This is a genomic window from Franconibacter pulveris, assembly GCF_056780215.1.
The window spans coordinates 1,214,145-1,232,414 of sequence record NZ_CM165555.1 but is presented as its reverse complement, the minus strand read 5'-3'; the positions used below and the strand labels follow the sequence as shown (position 1 = coordinate 1,232,414).

At 58.6% G+C, this 18,270-nt stretch carries 15 protein-coding genes and 1 other annotated feature; of the genes, 4 read left to right on the top strand and 11 right to left on the bottom strand.

Annotated features, from left to right (window positions below):
- The first annotated feature begins 43 nt into the window (after positions 1 to 43).
- A complete protein-coding gene (ybaK, locus tag ACU4F7_RS05830; protein WP_481638231.1) occupies positions 44 to 523 on the top strand; it encodes a Cys-tRNA(Pro)/Cys-tRNA(Cys) deacylase YbaK in 480 nt (159 codons plus the stop codon).
- On the opposite strand, the gene ushA is transcribed toward ybaK, so the two are convergent.
- Entirely contained in the window at positions 524 to 2,173 is a 1,650-nt protein-coding gene (gene ushA / locus ACU4F7_RS05825; RefSeq protein ID WP_481638230.1) for a bifunctional UDP-sugar hydrolase/5'-nucleotidase UshA, read from the bottom strand.
- 552 nt (positions 2,174 to 2,725) lie between these two features.
- On the opposite strand from ushA, the gene ybaL reads away from it, so the two are divergent.
- Positions 2,726 to 4,414 carry a YbaL family putative K(+) efflux transporter gene (ybaL, locus tag ACU4F7_RS05820; RefSeq protein ID WP_029592123.1) on the top strand — a complete coding sequence of 563 codons (1,689 nt, stop codon included), beginning with the start codon at positions 2,726 to 2,728 and terminating at the stop codon, positions 4,412 to 4,414.
- 39 nt (positions 4,415 to 4,453) lie between these two features.
- On the opposite strand, the gene ACU4F7_RS05815 is transcribed toward ybaL, so the two are convergent.
- The 9 genes from ACU4F7_RS05815 to ACU4F7_RS05775 all read right to left on the bottom strand — a co-directional run bounded on the left by ACU4F7_RS05815 (position 4,454) and on the right by ACU4F7_RS05775 (position 13,984).
- A complete protein-coding gene (locus ACU4F7_RS05815; protein WP_029592122.1) occupies positions 4,454 to 5,758 on the bottom strand; it encodes an inosine/guanosine kinase in 1,305 nt (434 codons plus the stop codon).
- Positions 5,759 to 5,821: 63 nt separating this feature from the next.
- The gene (gene hemH, locus ACU4F7_RS05810; protein WP_029592121.1) at positions 5,822 to 6,784 is read right to left on the bottom strand and encodes a ferrochelatase; all 963 of its coding nucleotides are present in this window, start codon (positions 6,782 to 6,784) and stop codon (positions 5,822 to 5,824) included.
- 127 nt (positions 6,785 to 6,911) lie between these two features.
- Positions 6,912 to 7,556 (bottom strand): adenylate kinase, encoded by a 645-nt coding sequence (gene adk, locus ACU4F7_RS05805; protein WP_024557382.1) that lies wholly within the window; start codon positions 7,554 to 7,556, stop codon positions 6,912 to 6,914.
- A gap of 250 nt (positions 7,557 to 7,806) precedes the next feature.
- The gene (gene htpG / locus ACU4F7_RS05800; RefSeq protein ID WP_481638229.1) at positions 7,807 to 9,681 is read right to left on the bottom strand and encodes a molecular chaperone HtpG; all 1,875 of its coding nucleotides are present in this window, start codon (positions 9,679 to 9,681) and stop codon (positions 7,807 to 7,809) included.
- Between the two features lie 108 nt (positions 9,682 to 9,789).
- Positions 9,790 to 10,395 (bottom strand): recombination mediator RecR, encoded by a 606-nt coding sequence (recR, locus tag ACU4F7_RS05795; protein WP_024557384.1) that lies wholly within the window; start codon positions 10,393 to 10,395, stop codon positions 9,790 to 9,792.
- Positions 10,395 to 10,727 carry a YbaB/EbfC family nucleoid-associated protein gene (locus ACU4F7_RS05790; protein ID WP_004386900.1) on the bottom strand — a complete coding sequence of 111 codons (333 nt, stop codon included), beginning with the start codon at positions 10,725 to 10,727 and terminating at the stop codon, positions 10,395 to 10,397. The genes recR and ACU4F7_RS05790 overlap by 1 nt, the downstream gene beginning before the upstream one ends.
- Positions 10,728 to 10,807: 80 nt before the next feature.
- The gene (gene dnaX / locus ACU4F7_RS05785; RefSeq protein WP_029592119.1) at positions 10,808 to 12,724 is read right to left on the bottom strand and encodes a DNA polymerase III subunit gamma/tau; all 1,917 of its coding nucleotides are present in this window, start codon (positions 12,722 to 12,724) and stop codon (positions 10,808 to 10,810) included.
- Positions 11,405 to 11,469 (bottom strand) — a sequence feature (DnaX frameshifting element). (Overlaps the previous gene by 65 nt.)
- A gap of 182 nt (positions 12,725 to 12,906) precedes the next feature.
- A complete protein-coding gene (gene apt, locus ACU4F7_RS05780) occupies positions 12,907 to 13,458 on the bottom strand; it encodes an adenine phosphoribosyltransferase (protein WP_024557386.1) in 552 nt (183 codons plus the stop codon).
- Between the two features lie 148 nt (positions 13,459 to 13,606).
- Complete coding sequence (locus ACU4F7_RS05775) at positions 13,607 to 13,984, bottom strand: DUF454 family protein (RefSeq protein ID WP_024557387.1); 378 nt, start codon at positions 13,982 to 13,984, stop codon at positions 13,607 to 13,609.
- 66 nt (positions 13,985 to 14,050) lie between these two features.
- Between ACU4F7_RS05775 and priC the strand changes: the two genes are divergently transcribed.
- Both priC and rsmS read left to right on the top strand, forming a co-directional pair.
- Entirely contained in the window at positions 14,051 to 14,578 is a 528-nt protein-coding gene (gene priC, locus ACU4F7_RS05770) for a primosomal replication protein PriC (protein WP_481638228.1), read from the top strand.
- Between the two features lie 33 nt (positions 14,579 to 14,611).
- Positions 14,612 to 14,770 carry a pleiotropic regulatory protein RsmS gene (gene rsmS / locus ACU4F7_RS05765; protein ID WP_071788473.1) on the top strand — a complete coding sequence of 53 codons (159 nt, stop codon included), beginning with the start codon at positions 14,612 to 14,614 and terminating at the stop codon, positions 14,768 to 14,770.
- A gap of 34 nt (positions 14,771 to 14,804) precedes the next feature.
- On the opposite strand, the gene mscK is transcribed toward rsmS, so the two are convergent.
- Positions 14,805 to 18,164, bottom strand: coding sequence for a mechanosensitive channel MscK (mscK, locus tag ACU4F7_RS05760; RefSeq protein WP_481638698.1), 3,360 nt, complete (start codon positions 18,162 to 18,164; stop codon positions 14,805 to 14,807).
- Between the last annotated feature and the right edge of the window lie 106 nt (positions 18,165 to 18,270).

Here is an 18,270-nt window from a genome sequence, read left to right as displayed (position 1 = left end):
AGACCGTTAGGCTGAGGGCAGACGAAGACAAAGGAAGGATGTTATGACTCCCGCCATAAAATTACTCGAAAAACAGAAAGTGGCGTTTACGCTTCACGCTTACGACCATGATCCGCACGAAACCAACTTTGGCGACGAGGTGGTGCGCAAGCTTGGACTGAACGCCGAACAGGTCTATAAAACGCTGCTGGTGGCTCTTAACGGCGATATGAAGCAGCTTGCCGTGGCGGTAACGCCCGTCTCCGGCCAGCTCGACCTCAAGAAGGTGGCGAAAGCGTTAGGGGCGAAAAAAGTGGATATGGCGGACCCGATGGTGGCGCAACGCATCACCGGTTATCTGGTGGGCGGCATCAGCCCGCTGGGGCAGAAAAAGCGCCTGCCGACGCTGATTGACGCGCCAGGCCGCGAGTTCGCCACCATTTATATCTCCGGCGGAAAACGCGGGCTGGATATTGAGCTGGCGGCAGACGATCTGGCGAAGCTGCTGGACGCGCAGTTCGCCGATATCGCCCGTCGCGATTGACTACTGCCAGTTCACCTCGCCCTGCGGTTCAAACGCGCTCGCATCCAGCGGCGAATTTTGCTCAATGAACTGCTTCAGCACTTCCGCATCCACAAAGCCGGTGTTTACGTAACCCGGCTTTTTGTCGATGGCGGGATAGCCGTCGCCGCCGGTGGCGTTGAAGCTGAGCGTCGCCATACGGTAAGTTTTCGCCGGGTCCAGCGGCTCGCCTTTGATCTTGATATCGCTGAGCGCGCCGCCTGAAGCCGTAAAGCTAACACTGGCGAACTGCGGGTAGGCGCCGGAATCGGGCTTCATCTGCGCGACCGCCTTCAGATAATCCGCGACCTCCTGGCCTGTCATATCCACATACACCAGCGTGTTGCCAAACGGCTGCACCTTCAGCACATCTTTATAGGTGATATCCCCCGCCTCAATGGAGTCGCGTATGCCGCCGCCGCTCATGACGGCGAAATCCGCGCTAGTGCGCGCCATCTGGGCGCTGAGGATAAGGTGCCCCATATTGGTCTGCACGAAGCGTACCTTGCTGCGGTCCCCTTCCAGACGAGCATTCACGCTGCCGATTTTCACGCCCAGCTGCGCCTGTCCCTTGTGCTGGAAAGGTGAAAGCAGCGAAAGCATCTGCGGGTTCTCCGGAATTTGCGGGGCATAAAGCACGCGCTCGCTCTGGCCGTTATCCCAGGTGATTTTCTTCTTCAGGTTGATGGGGATCAGCTGGTAGTTCACCAGTTTCATCTCGCCGTTGCGAAACTCAAAATCGGCGCGGCCGACATATTTCCCCCACTCATGGGCCTGCACTATCCAGATGCCATTCTGCTGGTCCGGCGCGCAGGGGGTGCCCGGCACATAATCCGCCTGCTTTTTGTTTTCCGAAGCCATGCAAACCGGATCCTGCGAGTGGCCGCCCACTATCATGGTCAGCGCCCCCGCGGGCAGGCTGCGGGCCAGCTCCACATCCCCCGGCGCGTTAGAGCCATGCTCGCCGTTGTCGTAGTGGCCCATATGGGTGGCGGCGATAATCACATCCGGCTTCTCGGTCTGTTGCAGCTCCTGGATAACCAGCTTCGCCTCGTCGGCAGGTTTGCGAAACTCAATATCGGTGAAGAATTCCGGATTACCGATTTTCGCCGTATCGTCGGTGGTCAGCCCGATGACGGCGATTTTAATATCCTGGCGGTTAAAGAGAGCCCAGGGCTTAAAGAGCCGCTCGTTAGTGCTCTTCTGGTAGATATTGGCGGAAAGGAAGGGAAATTTCGCCCACTTTTCCTGCTGGCGCAGGACGCTTAGCGGGTTGTCGAACTCATGGTTGCCGACCGCCATCGCATCGTAGCCTATCAGGTTCATGCCGCGAAAATCGGGCTCAGCGTCCTGCAAATCAGATTCCGGAACGCCGGTATTGATATCGCCCCCGGAGAGCACCAGCACGCTGCCGCCTTTCGCCGCCACCTCTTTACGCACGTTGTCCACCACCGTTTTTTGCGCCGCCAGGCCATATTCGCCGTAGTCGTTGCGCCAGAAATGGCCGTGATGGTCGTTCGTATGCAGGATGGTGATGTTGTAGGTTTTATCTCGCTCCCAGGCGAATGCGGAACTGCTCGCCAGCCCGGCGAAGATCAGCGCCGCCGCCAAAACCCTGTTGGTACTTTTCATAACAACTCTCCCTGGCACAAAGTAAACGCTGAAATTACAGCGCCCTGAAAGCATAGACAACAGCGTTTTCAGGCGCATGACGCCCCAGAAGAGGAAAAGCGACGATCGGCAGCAACGGCGACAGCGAAGGTTTTTTAACGACGGGTGAAAAAAAGCGCACAGAAAAAACGACGCCGATACCGCTGTGAGCGCGATAGTCTCAGGCCTTGACCTGAGCGCCAGAAAAAAACGGGAGCGTCATCATGCAAAAAGCTCCGCTTAGCATTGGCTTTTAAACGTTCTGGTCATATTTATGCGTGATAAGCGAAATTTATCCCCACCAGCGCCAGGTAAAATTGTTAACGCTTCGTGCTGTTATCAGCGATTATCCAAAGTCTTTTTGCCATAAGCTATGAATATGCCTTGTCGGCACTTTTTTTCGCTTTTGTTTAAAGTTTTATGAGGTATTCACCGATTATTCACAAACGCTGACAGAAAAAGTGTCATAAACTAAAAAACGGAGTTTTGGCTTTTTGCCAAAGCGTGGATTTTTTGCTAACGAAAGGAGACGGAATGCATCACGCCACCCCGCTTATCACCACCATTGTCGGCGGCCTTGTGCTCGCCTTTTTACTCGGCATGCTCGCTAACCGGCTGCGTATCTCTCCTCTGGTGGGCTATTTGCTGGCAGGGGTATTGGCCGGCCCTTTCACGCCAGGCTTTGTCGCGGATACCAAACTCGCGCCGGAGCTGGCGGAGCTTGGGGTTATCCTGCTGATGTTCGGCGTGGGGCTGCATTTCTCTATCAAGGATTTGATGGCGGTAAAGTCCATCGCCATACCCGGCGCCGTCGCGCAGATTGTGGTCGCGACGTTGCTTGGGGTGGCGCTGTCAACGTTAATGGACTGGTCGCTGATGACCGGCATCGTGTTTGGCCTGTGTCTTTCCACCGCCAGCACCGTGGTGCTGCTGCGCGCCCTTGAAGAGCGACAGCTTATCGACAGCCAGCGTGGGCAAATCGCCATCGGCTGGTTGATTGTCGAAGATTTAGTGATGGTGCTGACGCTGGTGTTGCTGCCTGCGGTGGCCGGAATGCTTGAAAAAGGCAACCTCGGCTTTGCCACGCTCGCCGTCGATATGGGCTTTACCATCGGCAAAGTGGCGGCGTTTATCGCCCTGATGATGCTGGTCGGGCGTCGGCTGGTGCCCTGGATCCTCGCCCGCAGCGCCTCCACCGGCTCGCGCGAACTGTTCACCCTCGCCGTACTGGCGCTGGCGCTCGGCATCGCTTTCGGCGCGGTGGAGCTGTTTGATGTCTCCTTCGCCCTCGGCGCCTTCTTTGCCGGCATGGTGCTTAATGAATCGGAGTTAAGCCATCGCGCGGCGCACGACACGCTGCCGCTGCGCGACGCGTTCGCGGTGCTCTTTTTCGTCTCCGTCGGTATGCTCTTTGACCCGATGATCCTGATTGACGAGCCGCTGGCGGTGCTGGGCACGCTGGCGATTATCATTTTCGGCAAATCGCTGGCGGCGTTTTTGCTGGTAAAACTGTTCGGTCACTCACAGCGTACGGCGCTGACCATCGCCACCAGCCTTGCGCAGATTGGCGAGTTCGCCTTTATTCTGGCCGGTCTTGGCATGGCGCTCGACCTGCTGCCGCAGAACGGGCAAAACCTGGTGCTGGCGGGCGCGATTCTCTCCATTATGCTTAACCCGATTCTGTTCGCGCTGCTGGAGCGCTTCCTGCAAAAAACGGAAACGCTGGAAGAGCAGACGCTGGAAGAGGCTATCGAAGAAGAGCAGCAGAACCCGGTGGATATTTGCAACCACGCCTTGCTGGTAGGTTACGGGCGCGTAGGCAGCCTGCTGGGCGAACGGCTGCTGGCGCAGGAGATCCCGCTGGTGGTGGTGGAAACGTCCCGCAGCCGGGTGGACGATTTGCGCGAGCGCGGCATTCGGGCCGTGCTGGGCAACGCCGCGAACGAAGAGATTATGTCGCTGGCGCATCTCGACTGCGCGCGCTGGCTGCTGGTGACGATTCCCAATGGCTATGAGGCGGGCGAAATTGTCGCCGCCGCACGCGCAAAACGCCCTGATATCGAGATTATCGCCCGGGCGCATTATGACGATGAGGTGGATTATATCGCCGAGCGCGGCGCAAACGAGGTGGTGATGGGCGAACGGGAGATTGCCAACACGATGCTTTCGTTGCTGGAGCAGGCGCCGGGGCCGATTACCGCGCCGGAAAAAGCGGCAAGCTGACAACGTAGCGCCTCCCCTCAGCGGGGAGGCGCTAAACGATTACCGCTCCCAGTACGCCTCTTCGAGGCTGTCTTCGCGCTCCGGCAGACCGCGGGTCAGTCGCGGCGAGTGCTGGTTCAGCACCTGATAACTCACGCGGTTCGCGTATTTGCACACTTGCGCCAGCGATGAATAGGTAAGCCAGGTAAACTGATGCTTGCTGGAGTTCGGCACGTTAGCGCGGTGGTAGTTATTGGCGGTAATGTCGTGCAGCAGCGCCGCCAGCGCGCCGTCGCCCGCGCCGTTTGTGTTCATGATTTTCTCCGGCCCACCCATGTATGGGGCGATGTGGGAGAAAATGCGCAGCGGTTGCTGACAATCTTTAAAGCGCATGGCGCGGCTGAATTCATACTGGTTAAATTCGGCAATGGCGCCCGGCAGCAGCGGGTGCTGGGTTTTGCGTTTCGCTTCGTTTTCGGTGAAGCCCGCCATGTAAAGCCCTACCGGCCCGGCGGTGCACAGCACCAGGTCCACCCAGTCCAGCGCCTTATCGGAGGCGAGCAGCGGATCGCTTTCCCCGGTTAACGCTTCCGCTTCCTCTTCATTCATCGCCAGAATGGAAACATGTTCCTTGAGGAAATCACGCCACCACTGCGGGTTATCGGCAATCACATATTTGGTGCCAAGGGTTAACACCACCGGCACGTTATGCTTTTTGGCGTAAGCGATAGCCTGCATCGTGGCGTCCGGCATCGGCTCGCCGGGCTTGCAGCGCACCAGATAAGAGGTGAGCACCAGCGCGGAAGCGCCGGCAATAACCGCTTCCGGAATGCTTTCAGGACGCAGCAGGTTCATGTGGCCGGGGCTGATGGCGAAGGTGCGCTCGCCGTTTTCGCTAATCAGCGTAAAGCAGCGGCCAATCGCGCCGTCCACCCCTTGCAGGTAGTTCAGGTCGGTACGGCTGGAAGTGTTGCAGAGGTAACGGTAGGCGTAGCTGCCAATCTGCACGTTATTGCACATCACGCCCAGCAGCACCGAGCGGTCGTCCGCCAGCACCGAGTAGTTGTGCATGGTGTTGCCGATAGTGCCGCCGGCAAACTGATGGGTGATAAGGTTTTCCCGAACCAGTTCCTGATACAGGGCTTCCGCTACCTCGTCGTCGATAACCAGCGAGTGGCCAAGGCTCAGGCCGTAGCGATGGACGAAATCGTCGTCGACGCGGGCTTCAATATCTACCAGCGTCTGATCGATACCCACCACCCAGGAGGCGCTGGTTTCGCTTTCAGGCTGGATTTGCTGCAGCAGCGGGTCGCGAGCGTTAACGGGGAAGTAGTGTTTGGACTTGCGTTTACCGGGAAATTTCATGGTTCGGGATAGTGATAGCTAATGAGGCGGGGAATGGTAGCACACTCCCCCGCCCAGGCGCGATCAGCGATAGCGCCCGATTAACTCCGCCATCATGGCGATATGAGAAGGCTCGTCATTGAGCGCCGGAATATATTCATACTTCTCGCCGCCGGCGTGCATAAAGATCTCTTTGTTTTGCACGGCTATCTCTTCAAGCGTCTCCAGACAATCCGCCGCAAAGCCCGGACACATCACCTGAATATGCTTCACCCCTTTCTCGCCGAGCATTTTCAGCGTTTCGTCGGTGTACGGCGTAAGCCAGGGTTCGCGGCCAAAGCGCGACTGGAAGGTCATCATCACTTTTTCCGGCGGCAGACCCAGCGCGGAAACCAGCTCGCGGGTCGTGTCGCGGCAGCGCTGCGGGTAGTCATCCCCTTCATTGGCGTAGCGTTGCGGAATGCCGTGATAGGAGAGGAGCAGCAGGTCCGGCTCGCCGTGAATGGCGAAGGAACGACGCGCCGTTTCCGCCAGCGCATTGATATACGCGCTGTTGTCGGCGTAATCGCGAATAAAATTCAGCGAAGGCAGCTTGCGGTAGCGGGCGAAAATGCGCGAAAGCTCATCCCATACCGCCGCCACCGTCGAGCAGGAATATTGCGGATAGAGCGCCAGCACCACAATGCGATCGACGTTCTGATCGAGCAGCTTTTTCACCGCGCTTTCCAGCGACGGCTGGCCGTAGCTCATGCCAAGGACCACCGGCACGTCCGGCAGGGCTTCGGCCAGCGCCTGCTCCTGACGGCGGCTATAAACCATCAGCGGCGAGCCCCCTTCCATCCAGATGGAATTGTAGAGTTTCGCCACGCGCGGCGAGCGCAGCGGCAGGATAACCCCACGCAACAGCGGCCACCAGAGTAAACGCGGCGTATCCACCACGCGTTTGTCGCTCAGAAACTGTCGCAGATAGCGTTTCACGGCGGCGGGCGTGGGAGCATCAGGGGTCCCCAGGTTCGCCAGCAGTACGCCTGTTTTTTCCAGACTCATTACCACACCTTAATCATTCTAACTGGCTGATAATTGTAGCTGATAAGCGCTTAAGATGAACCAATTGCAGCAAGAGGGGAAATGAGAAATTTTCTCACCCGACAGGACGCCGGGTGAGGGAGCGCGATTAGCCGAGGATCTTTTCCAGCTCGGCGCGCACTTCGCTGACCGCTTTGGTGCCGTCAACTTTCGCGTATTTGGTGTGACCCGCCTGCGCTTCTTTCTGGTAGTAGCCGATAAGCGGCGCGGTCATCGCATGGTATTCCACCAGACGCTTGCGCACGGTATCTTCCTGGTCGTCTTTACGGGTGCTCAGCTCTTCGCCGGTCACGTCGTCTTTGCCTTCCACTTTCGGCGGATTGAATTTGATGTGGTAAACGCGCCCGGAAGCGGCGTGTACGCGACGACCGATGATGCGCTCGACAATCAGCTCGTCCGGCACGTCAAACTCCAGCACATAATCAACGTTGATGCCCGCGTCTTTCATGGCGTCCGCCTGCGGAATGGTGCGCGGGAAGCCGTCCAGCAGGAAACCGTTGCGGCAGTCATCCTGAGCAATGCGCTCTTTTACCAGGGCGATAACCAGTTCGTCAGTGACGAGCTTGCCGGCGTCCATAATGTCTTTTGCCTGTTTGCCGAGCTCAGAGCCGGATTTTACCGCGGCGCGCAGCATGTCACCGGTGGAGATTTGCGGAATGCCGTATTTCTCCATGATGAATTGTGCCTGAGTCCCCTTACCTGCGCCCGGAGCGCCGAGCAGAATAATACGCATTGCGTAATTCTCCATACGTTTGGATTTTTACAACGTTATTTGAAGCGAAAACCATACCATTAAAGGCCGTATCACGACAAGGAAGGCGGGCGTGGTGAATGGTTTCATCGCCCGTGCGGATGAGAAAAAATGCGGCTTTGCGATCAAGCGATAAAAAAGCGGGCAAGGCTGACGCCTGCCCGCTTTAGCGGTTATCAATAATGAACGGCCGCAGGGCGGGTAAGCACAGCACCACCCGCCACAGGCGCTATCAGGAAACCAGCAGCTGGTTCATGCGGCGGATAAACTGGTTGGGATCTTCCAGCGTGCCGCGCTCGGCAAACAGCGCCTGGTCGAGCAGCAGCTCTACCCACTCTTTAAACTGCGCTTCATCCTGGGTGTCGGCGGTGCGTTTCACCAGCGGGTGATCCGGGTTCAGTTCAAAGAGGTATTTCACTTCCGGCACCGCCTGGCCCGCCGCCGCGAAGAGCTTCGCCATCTGCGTGCTCATCTCGTCGTTTTCCGTGGTGACGATGGCCGGCGTATCGGTCAGACGATGGGTCAGACGCACCTCTTTCACGCGGTCGCCCAGCAGCGTTTTCACGCGCTCAACAAACGGCTCCAGCGCTTTTTCCGCCTCTTTGGCTTTCTCGTCCACTTCGTCCGCCAGCTTATCCAGCGACTCATCCGCCTTAGCGACAGACTGGAACGCTTTGCCATCAAACTCAGTGAGATAGCTCATCATCCACTCGTCGATGCGGTCGGAAAGCAGCAGCACCTCGATGCCTTTCTTACGCAGCAATTCCAGATGCGGGCTGCTCTTCGCCGCCGCGTAGCTGTCAGCGGTGATATAGTAAATCTTCTCCTGCCCTTCTTTCATGCGGGAGACATACTCTTCCAGCGACACGGTCTGCGCAGCGGAATCGGTGTGGGTGGACGCAAAGCGCAGCAGTTTCGCAATGGCCTGCTGGTTAGCGTTATCTTCCGCCGGGCCCTCTTTCAGCACCAGGCCGAACTGTTTCCAGAAGGTCTGGTATTTTTCAGCGTCATCCTTCGCCAGTTTTTCCAGCATCTGCAATACGCGTTTGGTAAGCGCGGTGCGCAGGTTGCGGGTAACGCTGCTGTCCTGGAGAATTTCGCGGGAGACGTTCAGCGGCAGATCGTTCGAGTCAATCAGGCCGCGCACGAAGCGCAGGTAGTTCGGCATGAACTGCTCGGCGTCGTCCATGATAAAGACGCGCTGCACGTAGAGCTTCAGGCCGTGTTTATGGTCGCGGTTCCACATATCCCATGGCGCCTGAGCCGGGATATAAAGCAGGCTGGTGTACTCCTGCTTGCCTTCCACACGGTTGTGGCTCCAGGTCAGCGGGTCGGTGAAATCGTGGGCGATGTGCTTGTAAAACTCGTTGTACTCTTCGTCCTTGATTTCGCCTTTGCTGCGGGTCCACAGCGCCTGCGCCTTGTTGATCTTCTCCCAGGAAAGGGTGGTTTCGCCATCCTTCTCCTCGCGGGTTTCAATCTCTACCGGCAGCGCAATATGGTCGGAGTATTTGCTGATAATCGAGCGCACGCGCCAGTCGTTGAGGAACTCATCTTCCCCTTCGCGCAGGTGCAGCGTAATTTCGGTGCCGCGGTCGGCTTTGTTGATGTCGGCGACGGTGTATTCGCCTTCGCCCTGGGATTCCCAGAACACCGCTTCATCGGCGCTTGCGCCCGCTGCGCGGGTGCGCACGGTGACTTTATCCGCCACGATAAAGGCGGAGTAGAACCCCACGCCGAACTGCCCGATAAGCTGGCTGTCTTTCGCCTGGTCGGAGCCCATCGACTCCAGGAACGCTTTGGTGCCGGACTTGGCGATGGTGCCCAGGTGATCAATCACCTCGTCGCGGGTCATGCCGATGCCGTTGTCGGCGATAGTCAGGGTGCGCTGGTCCTTATCGAAAGAGACGCGCACGCGCAGTTCACCGTCGCCCTCGTACAGATCCGGGTTCGACAACGCGCGGAAGCGCAGCTTGTCGGCGGCGTCCGAGGCGTTGGAGATGAGCTCACGCAGGAAAATCTCTTTGTTTGAATAGAGAGAATGGATCATCAGGTGCAGAAGCTGCTTTACCTCTGACTGAAAGCCACGGGTCTCTTGTCCTTTCATGGGTGTCATACCTCAACAATACAGACAACATGTCAACGAATGGTGAGGCAGAGATGGGGATGCGTAACGGAGATTTCAAGCGGGGGAACGCAACGCTCCCCCGTTTGTTTAAAAATGAATCTTGTGACGGCCCGCCAGCGAGTGCGAAAGCGTGGTGCCGTCGACCATTTCCAGCTCGCCGCCAACCGGCACGCCATGGGCGATACGGCTGGCTTCCACGCCGTACTGAGCGCAAAGCTCGGCGATGTAGTTGGCGGTCGCCTCCCCTTCCACCGTGGGGTTGGTGGCGAGGATCACCTCTTTGAGCGGCTCGTGTTCCAGACGCTGCTCAAGGCGATCAAGACCGATATCCTCCGGGCCGATGCCGTCGAGCGGCGAAAGATGGCCCATCAGCACAAAGTAGCGGCCGGAGAACTGCCCGGTCTGCTCGATGGCGTGAATATCCGCCGGACTCTCCACCACGCAAATCTGGCCGTTTTCCTGACGACGCGGGTTCGAGCAGATGTTGCAGACCTCCTGCTCGGTGAAGGTGCGGCAGTCGGCGCAGTGGCCGATTTCCGACATCGCGCGGGTCAGCGCCTGCGCAAGGCGCATGCCGCCGCTGCGGTCGCGCTGCAGGAGCGCGAACGCCATACGCTGCGCCGATTTCGGGCCCACGCCCGGCAGGCAGCGCAGCGCTTCCATCAGCTGTGTCAGCAGAGGACTGGTTTGCATCAGAACGGCATCTTGAAGCCCGGCGGCAGCTGCATGCCGGAGGAAACGGAAGCCATTTTCTCTTTCTGCGTCTCTTCAATGCGGCGCGCGGCGTCATTGAAAGCGGCAGCAACCAGATCTTCGAGCATCTCTTTGTCATCTTCGAGCAGGCTCGGGTCGATCTCCACGCGACGGCAGTTGTGCGCGCCGTTGATGGTGACCTTCACCAGACCCGCGCCAGATTCGCCAGTGACTTCCAGCTGCGCGATCTCTTCCTGCATTTTCTGCATTTTTTCCTGCATCTGCTGGGCCTGTTTCATCAGGTTGCCCAGACCGCCTTTACCACCAAACATAAGCTTCTCTCTTTGCTTCAGGTCGCTATCGGTGACCGATACGCGAGGCCAGGGGTTACAACAGGCGACAGCGCCGCCCGTCAAAGGGGACGAATGCTCTCTTCGTCCAGATCCGCGTCGAAAAAGCGCCGCAGCGTCTGGATATTGGCATCCGCGATTATCGATTCACGCGCCTGCGCCAGCTTCTCTTCATAGATAGCCTGCCGCCACTCCAGCGGCGTGCGCTGCGCGAGATTATCATCTTCAATAATAGTCAGTTCAACCGGCGCACCGTATAACACGCCCAGCGCCTCGGCCAGCGTTTTCTGCGCCGAAGCGGAGTTCAGGTGACGCTGGCTCGGGCGCAGATGCAGCGTGATAGTTGCGCCGTCCTGCTCTTTCCAGGCGTTGAGCGCCACCTGCTCAACCAGCTTCGGCACCTGCAGGCGGCTTACTTCAGCCGCCCAGGCGTCGCGCTCAATCGCCTCTTCGGCAAGCTTCGCGGCAAGCTCTGGTGTTTTCTCATGTTCCAGCGCTTGCTTAAGGGCTTTCGGCGTCGCGACCGGCTCCACAATTTTCTCTGTGGGGTTTTGCGCCTTCCAGCGGTACGCCTCTTTCTTCGCCGGTTTTGCCTCTTCAGCCGCCGGGCGCGCCTGAGCGCGCTCGGTCACGGCCGCCAGACGTTCCAGCGCGGAAGTTTTTACCGGCCGCGCGTCGCCTGGCGCTGCCGGTTCACTCTTTTTTAGTTTGGTCGCTCCCTGCGCGCGCTGTAGCTGGCTGCGCGCCTGAAGCACCTGGCTTGTGGTGTCCGGCAGCGGGGTCGCCGCCTCTCGCGGCGGCGGCGCAGGCTTAGGTTCCGGCGTGGCGTTGACTATCGGCAAGTCAACCATTTGCCGCGGCGCTGCCTCCGCCTGCGGTTCCGCCAACGGCGCGCGTGGGTGGAACGCCAGCGCCCGCAGCATGGTCATCTCTACGCCCATGCGCCTGTCCGGCGCCCAGGGCAGCTCTTTGCGGCCAATCAGCAGGGTCTGGTAATAAAGCTGCACATCGGCAGGCGGCACAGTGCGGGCGAGTTCGCGCAAGCGCTGCTCAAGGGCCGCGACATCATTGCCGAGCGCCGAGGGCGACAGCTGCGCCATCGCCACCCGGTGCAGCAGACCGAGCATCTCCACCAGCAGCGATTCCCACTCCACACCGCGCGCGGCGGCGTCGTTAAGCAATGCCATTACGCGATCGCCATTCGCCGCCACCAGCGCCTCAATCAGCGACAGCGCCTGGTCGTCGTCCAGCGTGCCGAGCATCGCGCTCACCGCCTGGGTAGAGACTTCGCCGTCGCCGCTGGCGATGGCCTGGTCGGTCAGGCTCAGCGCGTCGCGCAGGCTGCCGTCGGCGGCGCGCGCCAGCAGTTGCAGGGCGCGCGGCTCGTGAGCTACCTGCTCCTGGGTGAGGATCCTGTCGAGCTGATTGCGGATCTGCTCCACATCCAGCGCCCGCAGATGGAATTGCAGGCAGCGTGAAAGAATCGTCACCGGCAACTTTTGCGGGTCGGTGGTGGCGAGCAGGAATTTAACGTGCGAAGGCGGCTCTTCCAGCGTTTTCAACAGCGCGTTGAAGCTGTGACGCGAGAGCATATGCACTTCGTCAATAAGATAGACTTTAAACCGCCCGCGGGCTGGCGCGTACTGCACGTTATCCAGCAGGTCGCGGGTATCTTCCACTTTGGTGCGCGAGGCGGCGTCGATTTCAATTAAGTCGACAAAGCGGCCCTGTTCGATTTCGCGGCAGTTTTCGCACACGCCGCAGGGCGTGGCGGTGATGCCGGTTTCACAGTTCAGCCCCTTCGCCAGCAGGCGGGCAATGGAAGTTTTCCCTACGCCGCGCGTGCCGGAAAACAGGTAAGCGTGGTGAATGCGGCCCAGCGACAACCCGTTCGCCAGAGCCGTCAACACGTGCTCCTGGCCGACGACGTCAGCAAAGGTTTGGGGGCGCCATTTACGGGCTAAGACCTGATAACTCATGGGCAGGCTCTGAAACGCTGAAAGGTGAATTCTGAAGGGGTAATGCTAACATAGCCCCACCCGATGGGCGAGGCTGATATACACGTCCTGTTTTATGCTTTTGCTTTAATGAAGCAGGATGACGCAATGCGCCGCCGTTTTCCAGGCGCAGGCCTTATCCTGCCTCAATAACGCGTCGCCAGTCAGTGGCCAGGGAACGGCACGAGGCTGTAACAGGTGATGCCCTGCTTGTTCAGACGCGCTTCGCCGCCGATATCAAACAGGTTGATAATAAAGGCTGCGTCGGACACGTCGCCGCCCAGGCGGCGGATGAGCTTCACGGTCGCTTCGATGGTGCCGCCGGTCGCCAGCAGGTCATCGACCACCAGCACTTTATCGCCCGGCTTAATGGCGTCGACGTGAATTTCCAGCTGATCGGTGCCGTACTCCAGTTCGTAGCTCTCAGCGATGGTTTCACGCGGCAGTTTACGCGGCTTGCGCACCGGAACGAAACCTACGCCGAGGGCCAGCGCGACAGGCGCGCCAAAGAGAAAACCGCGCGCTTCGGTGCCCACCACTTTGGTGATGCCGGCGTTTTTATAACGCTCCACCAGCAATTCAATGCTCAGGGCGTAGGCTTTCGGGTCTTCCAGCAGGCTGGTTACGTCACGAAACAGGATGCCCGGTTTTGGGTAATCCTGAATGCTTTTGATGCTGTTCTTAAGGTATTCAAGCTGCTGCGCAGTCGCGGTCATGGATAGTTGCCTGATAAAAACGGTATTACTCACAGGGCGAAAGAAGGAAAAAAGTGAAGTTGTTCAGCCTTTAACCAATCGCGCCTGTACTCGAAAACGCTCGAATTTACTGGCTGCGCGCCGCAATTGCAACAACTGCAACTGCCCTTCAGGGCTTTTGTTGCTTTTCATCAACAACCGGAATGCGCCACATGAAAATCAGCAGTCCGCAGAGGATGACCAGCAACAACATGCGCACCCAAAGAATATTCACTACCCAGAGCGAAATGGCAAAGGTAATGAGGATAAAGGCGACAGCGCGCGGCTTCGCGCCGGGCGGCATGGCGCGATGCTGCTGCCAGAAGCGCAGATAGCCGCCAAACCACGAGCGATAGAGCAGCCAGTCATGAAAACGTGGGGACGAGCGGGCGAAGCACCAGGCGGCCAGCAGCAAAAAGGGCGTAGTGGGCAGCAAAGGCAGCACCACGCCGAGAGTGGCCAGGGCTACCGCCAGCCAGCCGATGATGAGTAAAATGGTCCTTTGCATAAGTCTTCCCACATCAAGAAGAGCGTTACTGTAGCACAGCTCGCCCAGGGCTTTGCGGAGATGAGAATGAAAACGGCCCTATTATTGCAATCGTTACAGGCACATGTGGCGGACCTCGCCGCCCTTCTCGCGCCGCTTGCGCCTCACCAGACGCTCAGCCCCCGCTTTGACCGCCAGCTCTTCCGCGCCCGCGGCACCCGGATCGGCGATTATCTGGCTGAGATTAAGGCGCATCTTACTCAGCTGGAAGCCTTTGTCGCGCAAAATAAAACCGAGCAGGTTGCCTGGCTTGCGCCGCATCTTGCCGGACAGATAGCCGCTTTACAGCGCGAAGCCGCCACCTGGCCGCTTCGCCGCTATGACAGCGCCCATCTCGCGGCTGGCAGAATGAATGCACGACTGTTGCAGCATCAGGACTATGAGCGCAGGCTGCTGGCGATGAAAAACGAGCGCGAGCGGCTACTGGCAACAGAAACGACGCTCAGCGGACAACAGCGTTTGCAGCGCGAGCTGGAGGCGCTGGACGGCCGTCTTGCACGCTGCCGCGCCGCGCTAATGAAAATTGAGCAGGCGCTTTCGCGTATGACGCGCTAATGCTTTAAAGAATGATTCTATAAGGAGAGTGCGATGTCGCTCGATCACGCCCCGGACGAGGTAAAGCTCGCCGTCGACTTAATCATGCTGCTGGAAAACCACCAGATCCCGCCGCAAACCGTGCTGGCGGCGCTGGATATTGTGCGTCAGGACTATTTACGTAAAGCGCAGGAAGCTCGCGAGAGCGATTAACTCACAAGGGCGGCCTGCGCCGCCCTTGTGGTGCTTAACCGGCAAGGCGCTTGTCTTCGCCTGCCTCTTTACCCAAATCGCGTTTCACTTCGGTATGCTGTTCGCCTTTTTTATTGTGCAGGTGAACCTCAAGCTGGTTAAAAGCGATGTTAATGCCGTTTTCACGACACAGCCGGTCAATGGTGCGGTTAAGTTCATCCACCGTGTAGCTGCGATCGCGCAGTTCACGCACGTAAAGGCGCAATTCGTGATCCAGCGTGCTTGGCCCAAAGGTGGTGAAGAAAACCGCCGGTTCCGGGTCGTGCATGACTTTCGGGTGCTCCATCGCCGCCTGCAGCAAAATGGCCTTCACTTTATCCAGATCCGATCCATACGCTACGCCCAGGCGGATCACCACGCGCGTGATCGTATCGGTCAGCGACCAGTTAATCAGGCGCTCGGTCACAAACGCTTTGTTAGGGATAATGACCTCTTTACGGTCAAAGTCGGTAATGGTCGTGGCGCGGATGCGGATTTTGCTGACCGTTCCCGAGAAAGTGCCGATGGTCACCGTATCGCCAATGCGCACCGGGCGTTCAAACAGGATTATCAGACCGGAAACGAAGTTACCGAAAATCTCCTGTAAACCAAAGCCCAGACCAACCGACAGCGCCGCCGCCAGCCACTGTAACTTGTCCCACGAGACGCCGAGCGAGCCGAAGACCGTCATGGCCCCTGCGGCGATAATCACGTAGTTGAGAATAGTGGTGATGGCGTACGAGGCGCCCTGGCGCATTTTCAGGCGCGAGAGCACCAGCACTTCCAGCAGACCCGGCAGGTTGCGGATCAGCGCCCATGCGACGGTGAAGGCCACCAGCGCGAACAGGATGCTGCCCATGGTGACATTTTTCGTGACCGCCGCCCCGGCCTCGGTGCCGTTGTAATGCCACAGCACGATGCTGTCGAGATAGGCGAACACGGTGATTAAATCAGACCAGATAGCCCAGAAGACCAGGCCGAACAGCGCGAACATCACCAGCATGGTAATACGCAACGTCTGCTGGTTAACCTGATCCAGCGCCAGCGCCGTCTCTTCTACCGGCTCCGCCCCTTCGGCGCCCTCTTTCACCATGTTCTGCCGACGCGCGAGGGCGCGGCGGTAGGCGATGCGACGCGCCGCCACGCTCAGGCCGCGCAGCACGGTCTGATAGAGCAGGTTCCAGATAATCACCAGATAAACGGTCTCAATCCAGCGGCCGGCCAGACGCAGCGTGGTGTAGAAGTACCCCGTAACGGTCAGCACCAGCAGCGCCACCGGCACGATAGAGAGCACGGTTACGGTGACCAGGCGCATAGTATGCGACTCTTTATCGCGCCAGCTTTCCCGGCACATTGGCCACACCAGCGCGGCGATAAGCAGCAGGTTGAGGAAGATCATGAACTGGCCGAGCACGTCATCCATCAGATGCAGCGGCGACAGCTCCGCCACGACCGACCAGAAGAGCAGCGGCAGCAGCGCAAGGCTCACGCGCACAATCTGACGACGCCAGTGGCTGGTAAGCGTGGAAGGCATCGCGAAGTGGCTCACCGCCATGCCCTCTTTCTCCAGCACGCGCCAGCAGAGGCCGAACACCAGCCAGAACAGCGCCAGCTCTTTGCTGAAGGCCCACAGCAGGTCGCTGATGTTCAACTGCATCATGTAGAGAATCAGCCCTACCGCGAGAATGATAAGGCAAACCGGCAAAGCGCGGATGAGGTTGATAAGAATGGCTTTTGGCGTATGCAGCTGGCTGTCGTTACGCAGTTGCCCTACTTCGCCTGCAAGTTTCGCGAGGTATTGACGCAGCCAGCCGAAGCGCCAGCGGATAAGCCCGGCGATAAGCAGCAGCGGCAGCCCGGCGAGGAACGCTTTTACCATCGACGGCCAGGCTTTTTCCCAGTTGAACGTCAGCTTCATGCCTTTTATCTGGTCATGCAGCCCTTTCGGGAAGGATTTAATCCACTCCCAGTCCATCGGGCGGTTACTGTTTACCCAGAAGATCTGCTGGGTCAGTATTTCCTGCAGGCTTGTGCTGACGCTCATCAACTGCTGCTGGTTGATTTGCAGATTGATGGCCATCATCAGCTGGTTGCCAAGCTGCTTATTGAGCTGGTCGAGCAGTTCGCGGCGCATATCCACGACCTGCAACAGCGCGTCGTGAACGTCGTCATTCACCTCAGCGGTATGTCCCTCTTCCAGCTTCGCGACAAATGCATCGTTCTGGAACAGCGCGTCGCGCTGCTGGTTGACCTCGAACTGTTCAAGACGCAAATCCGCGATGCGGTTGGTCATATCTTCCAGCTCATCGGCCGAAGGCAGAGTCTGCTGTTGCTGGTAAAGAATGCGCGAAAGCAGCAGGCTGCCCTTGAGCACCGAGATCTGCTCTTTAAGCGTGCGCTCCGACTGTAACGCCCGGTCGAGCCAGTTTTTCACCCGGATATTCTGCTGCACCAGCTCGTTGCCGCTCTGGGTGGCGGTAATAAGCCGCTGGCTCAGCTGATGGTTAACATCCAGCTCCTGCTTAACCAACGGGTTGTTCTGAATGCTGCTGGCGTCTTCCGGGGTGACCGCTTCCTGAGCCGTCTTCTCCGTGATGGTCAGACGCTTACTGTTTACCGCTTCCTGCAACAGCTGAAGCTGGTGCTCAAGGCGGTTAATATGCGCGGTCGTGTAGTCGCGCTGTTTTTGCAGCGAATCCTGAAGCGTGGTGTTGCCCTCCAGACTTTTACGCTGCTGATCTATCTGCGCGTTAAGCAGCGCCTGCTGGGCCAGCAGCAGCGTTTGCTGCGAGGGACGCAATGTCTCTTCGCCCGGCGCGGTGCCGTTCAGACGGTTGCGAAGCTGCTGAAGCTGCTGGGAAGCGGCGTACATGGCGTTCTGTACCCGCTCCGGCTGGGTTTGCAGCGAAACCAGCTGGCTGTTGAAGGTGGAGAGATCCGCCTGCGCGGCCTGTAAATCGTCCAGCACGGAAGTCACTCGCGTTTCCAGCCCGCGCAGCGAAAGCGCGTTCAGCGTCTGGCGCGTGGCGTCGTCGCCGTCCTGGTTATTCAGCGCGTTCAGGTTGTCCGTCGCCTGACGCATTTTTTCCGGCGCCTGGGCCACCTGCTGGCGAAGCTGGACGGTCTCCTGCTTCACGCGCTCGATTTTGTCGAGCGTTTCCAGCGTTTGCGTCAGATCCTGCTGAACGAGCTTATCCTGCGGCGAAAGGCTTTTTTGCTTGCCGAGCGCGTCCAGCTGCGACTGGACTTCCGCGCGCGTGGGCGTCTCGCTGGTAGTCTGCGCAAAAGAGGCGGCGGGCAGCAACGTGCCAAACGCCAGGATGAAGGCGAAAAAAATAACGGAAATAAGGTTCCGAAAAGGGGTGTTGAGCTGCATAGTCGTTGAATGTGTCATTACGGGCTGCGAAAGGGTTTCGCGGCCGCCTGCGTGGCGCAGAGAATACCACGCCTTCCTTTCCTGGAATAGCGAAGCGCCAACCCTC

Excerpts from the sequence above, each read along its gene's own strand:
- ACU4F7_RS05775 (WP_024557387.1), bottom strand. The coding sequence starts at position 13,984 with ATGCAAAGGACCATTTTACTCATCATCGGCTGGCTGGCGGTAGCCCTG.
- ushA (WP_481638230.1), bottom strand. The coding sequence starts at position 2,173 with ATGAAAAGTACCAACAGGGTTTTGGCGGCGGCGCTGATCTTCGCCGGG.
- htpG (WP_481638229.1), bottom strand. The coding sequence starts at position 9,681 with ATGAAAGGACAAGAGACCCGTGGCTTTCAGTCAGAGGTAAAGCAGCTT.
- apt (WP_024557386.1), bottom strand. The coding sequence starts at position 13,458 with ATGACCGCGACTGCGCAGCAGCTTGAATACCTTAAGAACAGCATCAAA.
- dnaX (WP_029592119.1), bottom strand. The coding sequence starts at position 12,724 with ATGAGTTATCAGGTCTTAGCCCGTAAATGGCGCCCCCAAACCTTTGCT.
- rsmS (WP_071788473.1), top strand. The coding sequence starts at position 14,612 with ATGTCGCTCGATCACGCCCCGGACGAGGTAAAGCTCGCCGTCGACTTA.
- adk (WP_024557382.1), bottom strand. The coding sequence starts at position 7,556 with ATGCGTATTATTCTGCTCGGCGCTCCGGGCGCAGGTAAGGGGACTCAG.
- ybaL (WP_029592123.1), top strand. The coding sequence starts at position 2,726 with ATGCATCACGCCACCCCGCTTATCACCACCATTGTCGGCGGCCTTGTG.
- ACU4F7_RS05790 (WP_004386900.1), bottom strand. The coding sequence starts at position 10,727 with ATGTTTGGTGGTAAAGGCGGTCTGGGCAACCTGATGAAACAGGCCCAG.
- hemH (WP_029592121.1), bottom strand. The coding sequence starts at position 6,784 with ATGAGTCTGGAAAAAACAGGCGTACTGCTGGCGAACCTGGGGACCCCT.
- mscK (WP_481638698.1), bottom strand. The coding sequence starts at position 18,164 with ATGCAGCTCAACACCCCTTTTCGGAACCTTATTTCCGTTATTTTTTTC.
- recR (WP_024557384.1), bottom strand. The coding sequence starts at position 10,395 with ATGCAAACCAGTCCTCTGCTGACACAGCTGATGGAAGCGCTGCGCTGC.
- priC (WP_481638228.1), top strand. The coding sequence starts at position 14,051 with ATGAAAACGGCCCTATTATTGCAATCGTTACAGGCACATGTGGCGGAC.
- ACU4F7_RS05815 (WP_029592122.1), bottom strand. The coding sequence starts at position 5,758 with ATGAAATTTCCCGGTAAACGCAAGTCCAAACACTACTTCCCCGTTAAC.
- ybaK (WP_481638231.1), top strand. The coding sequence starts at position 44 with ATGACTCCCGCCATAAAATTACTCGAAAAACAGAAAGTGGCGTTTACG.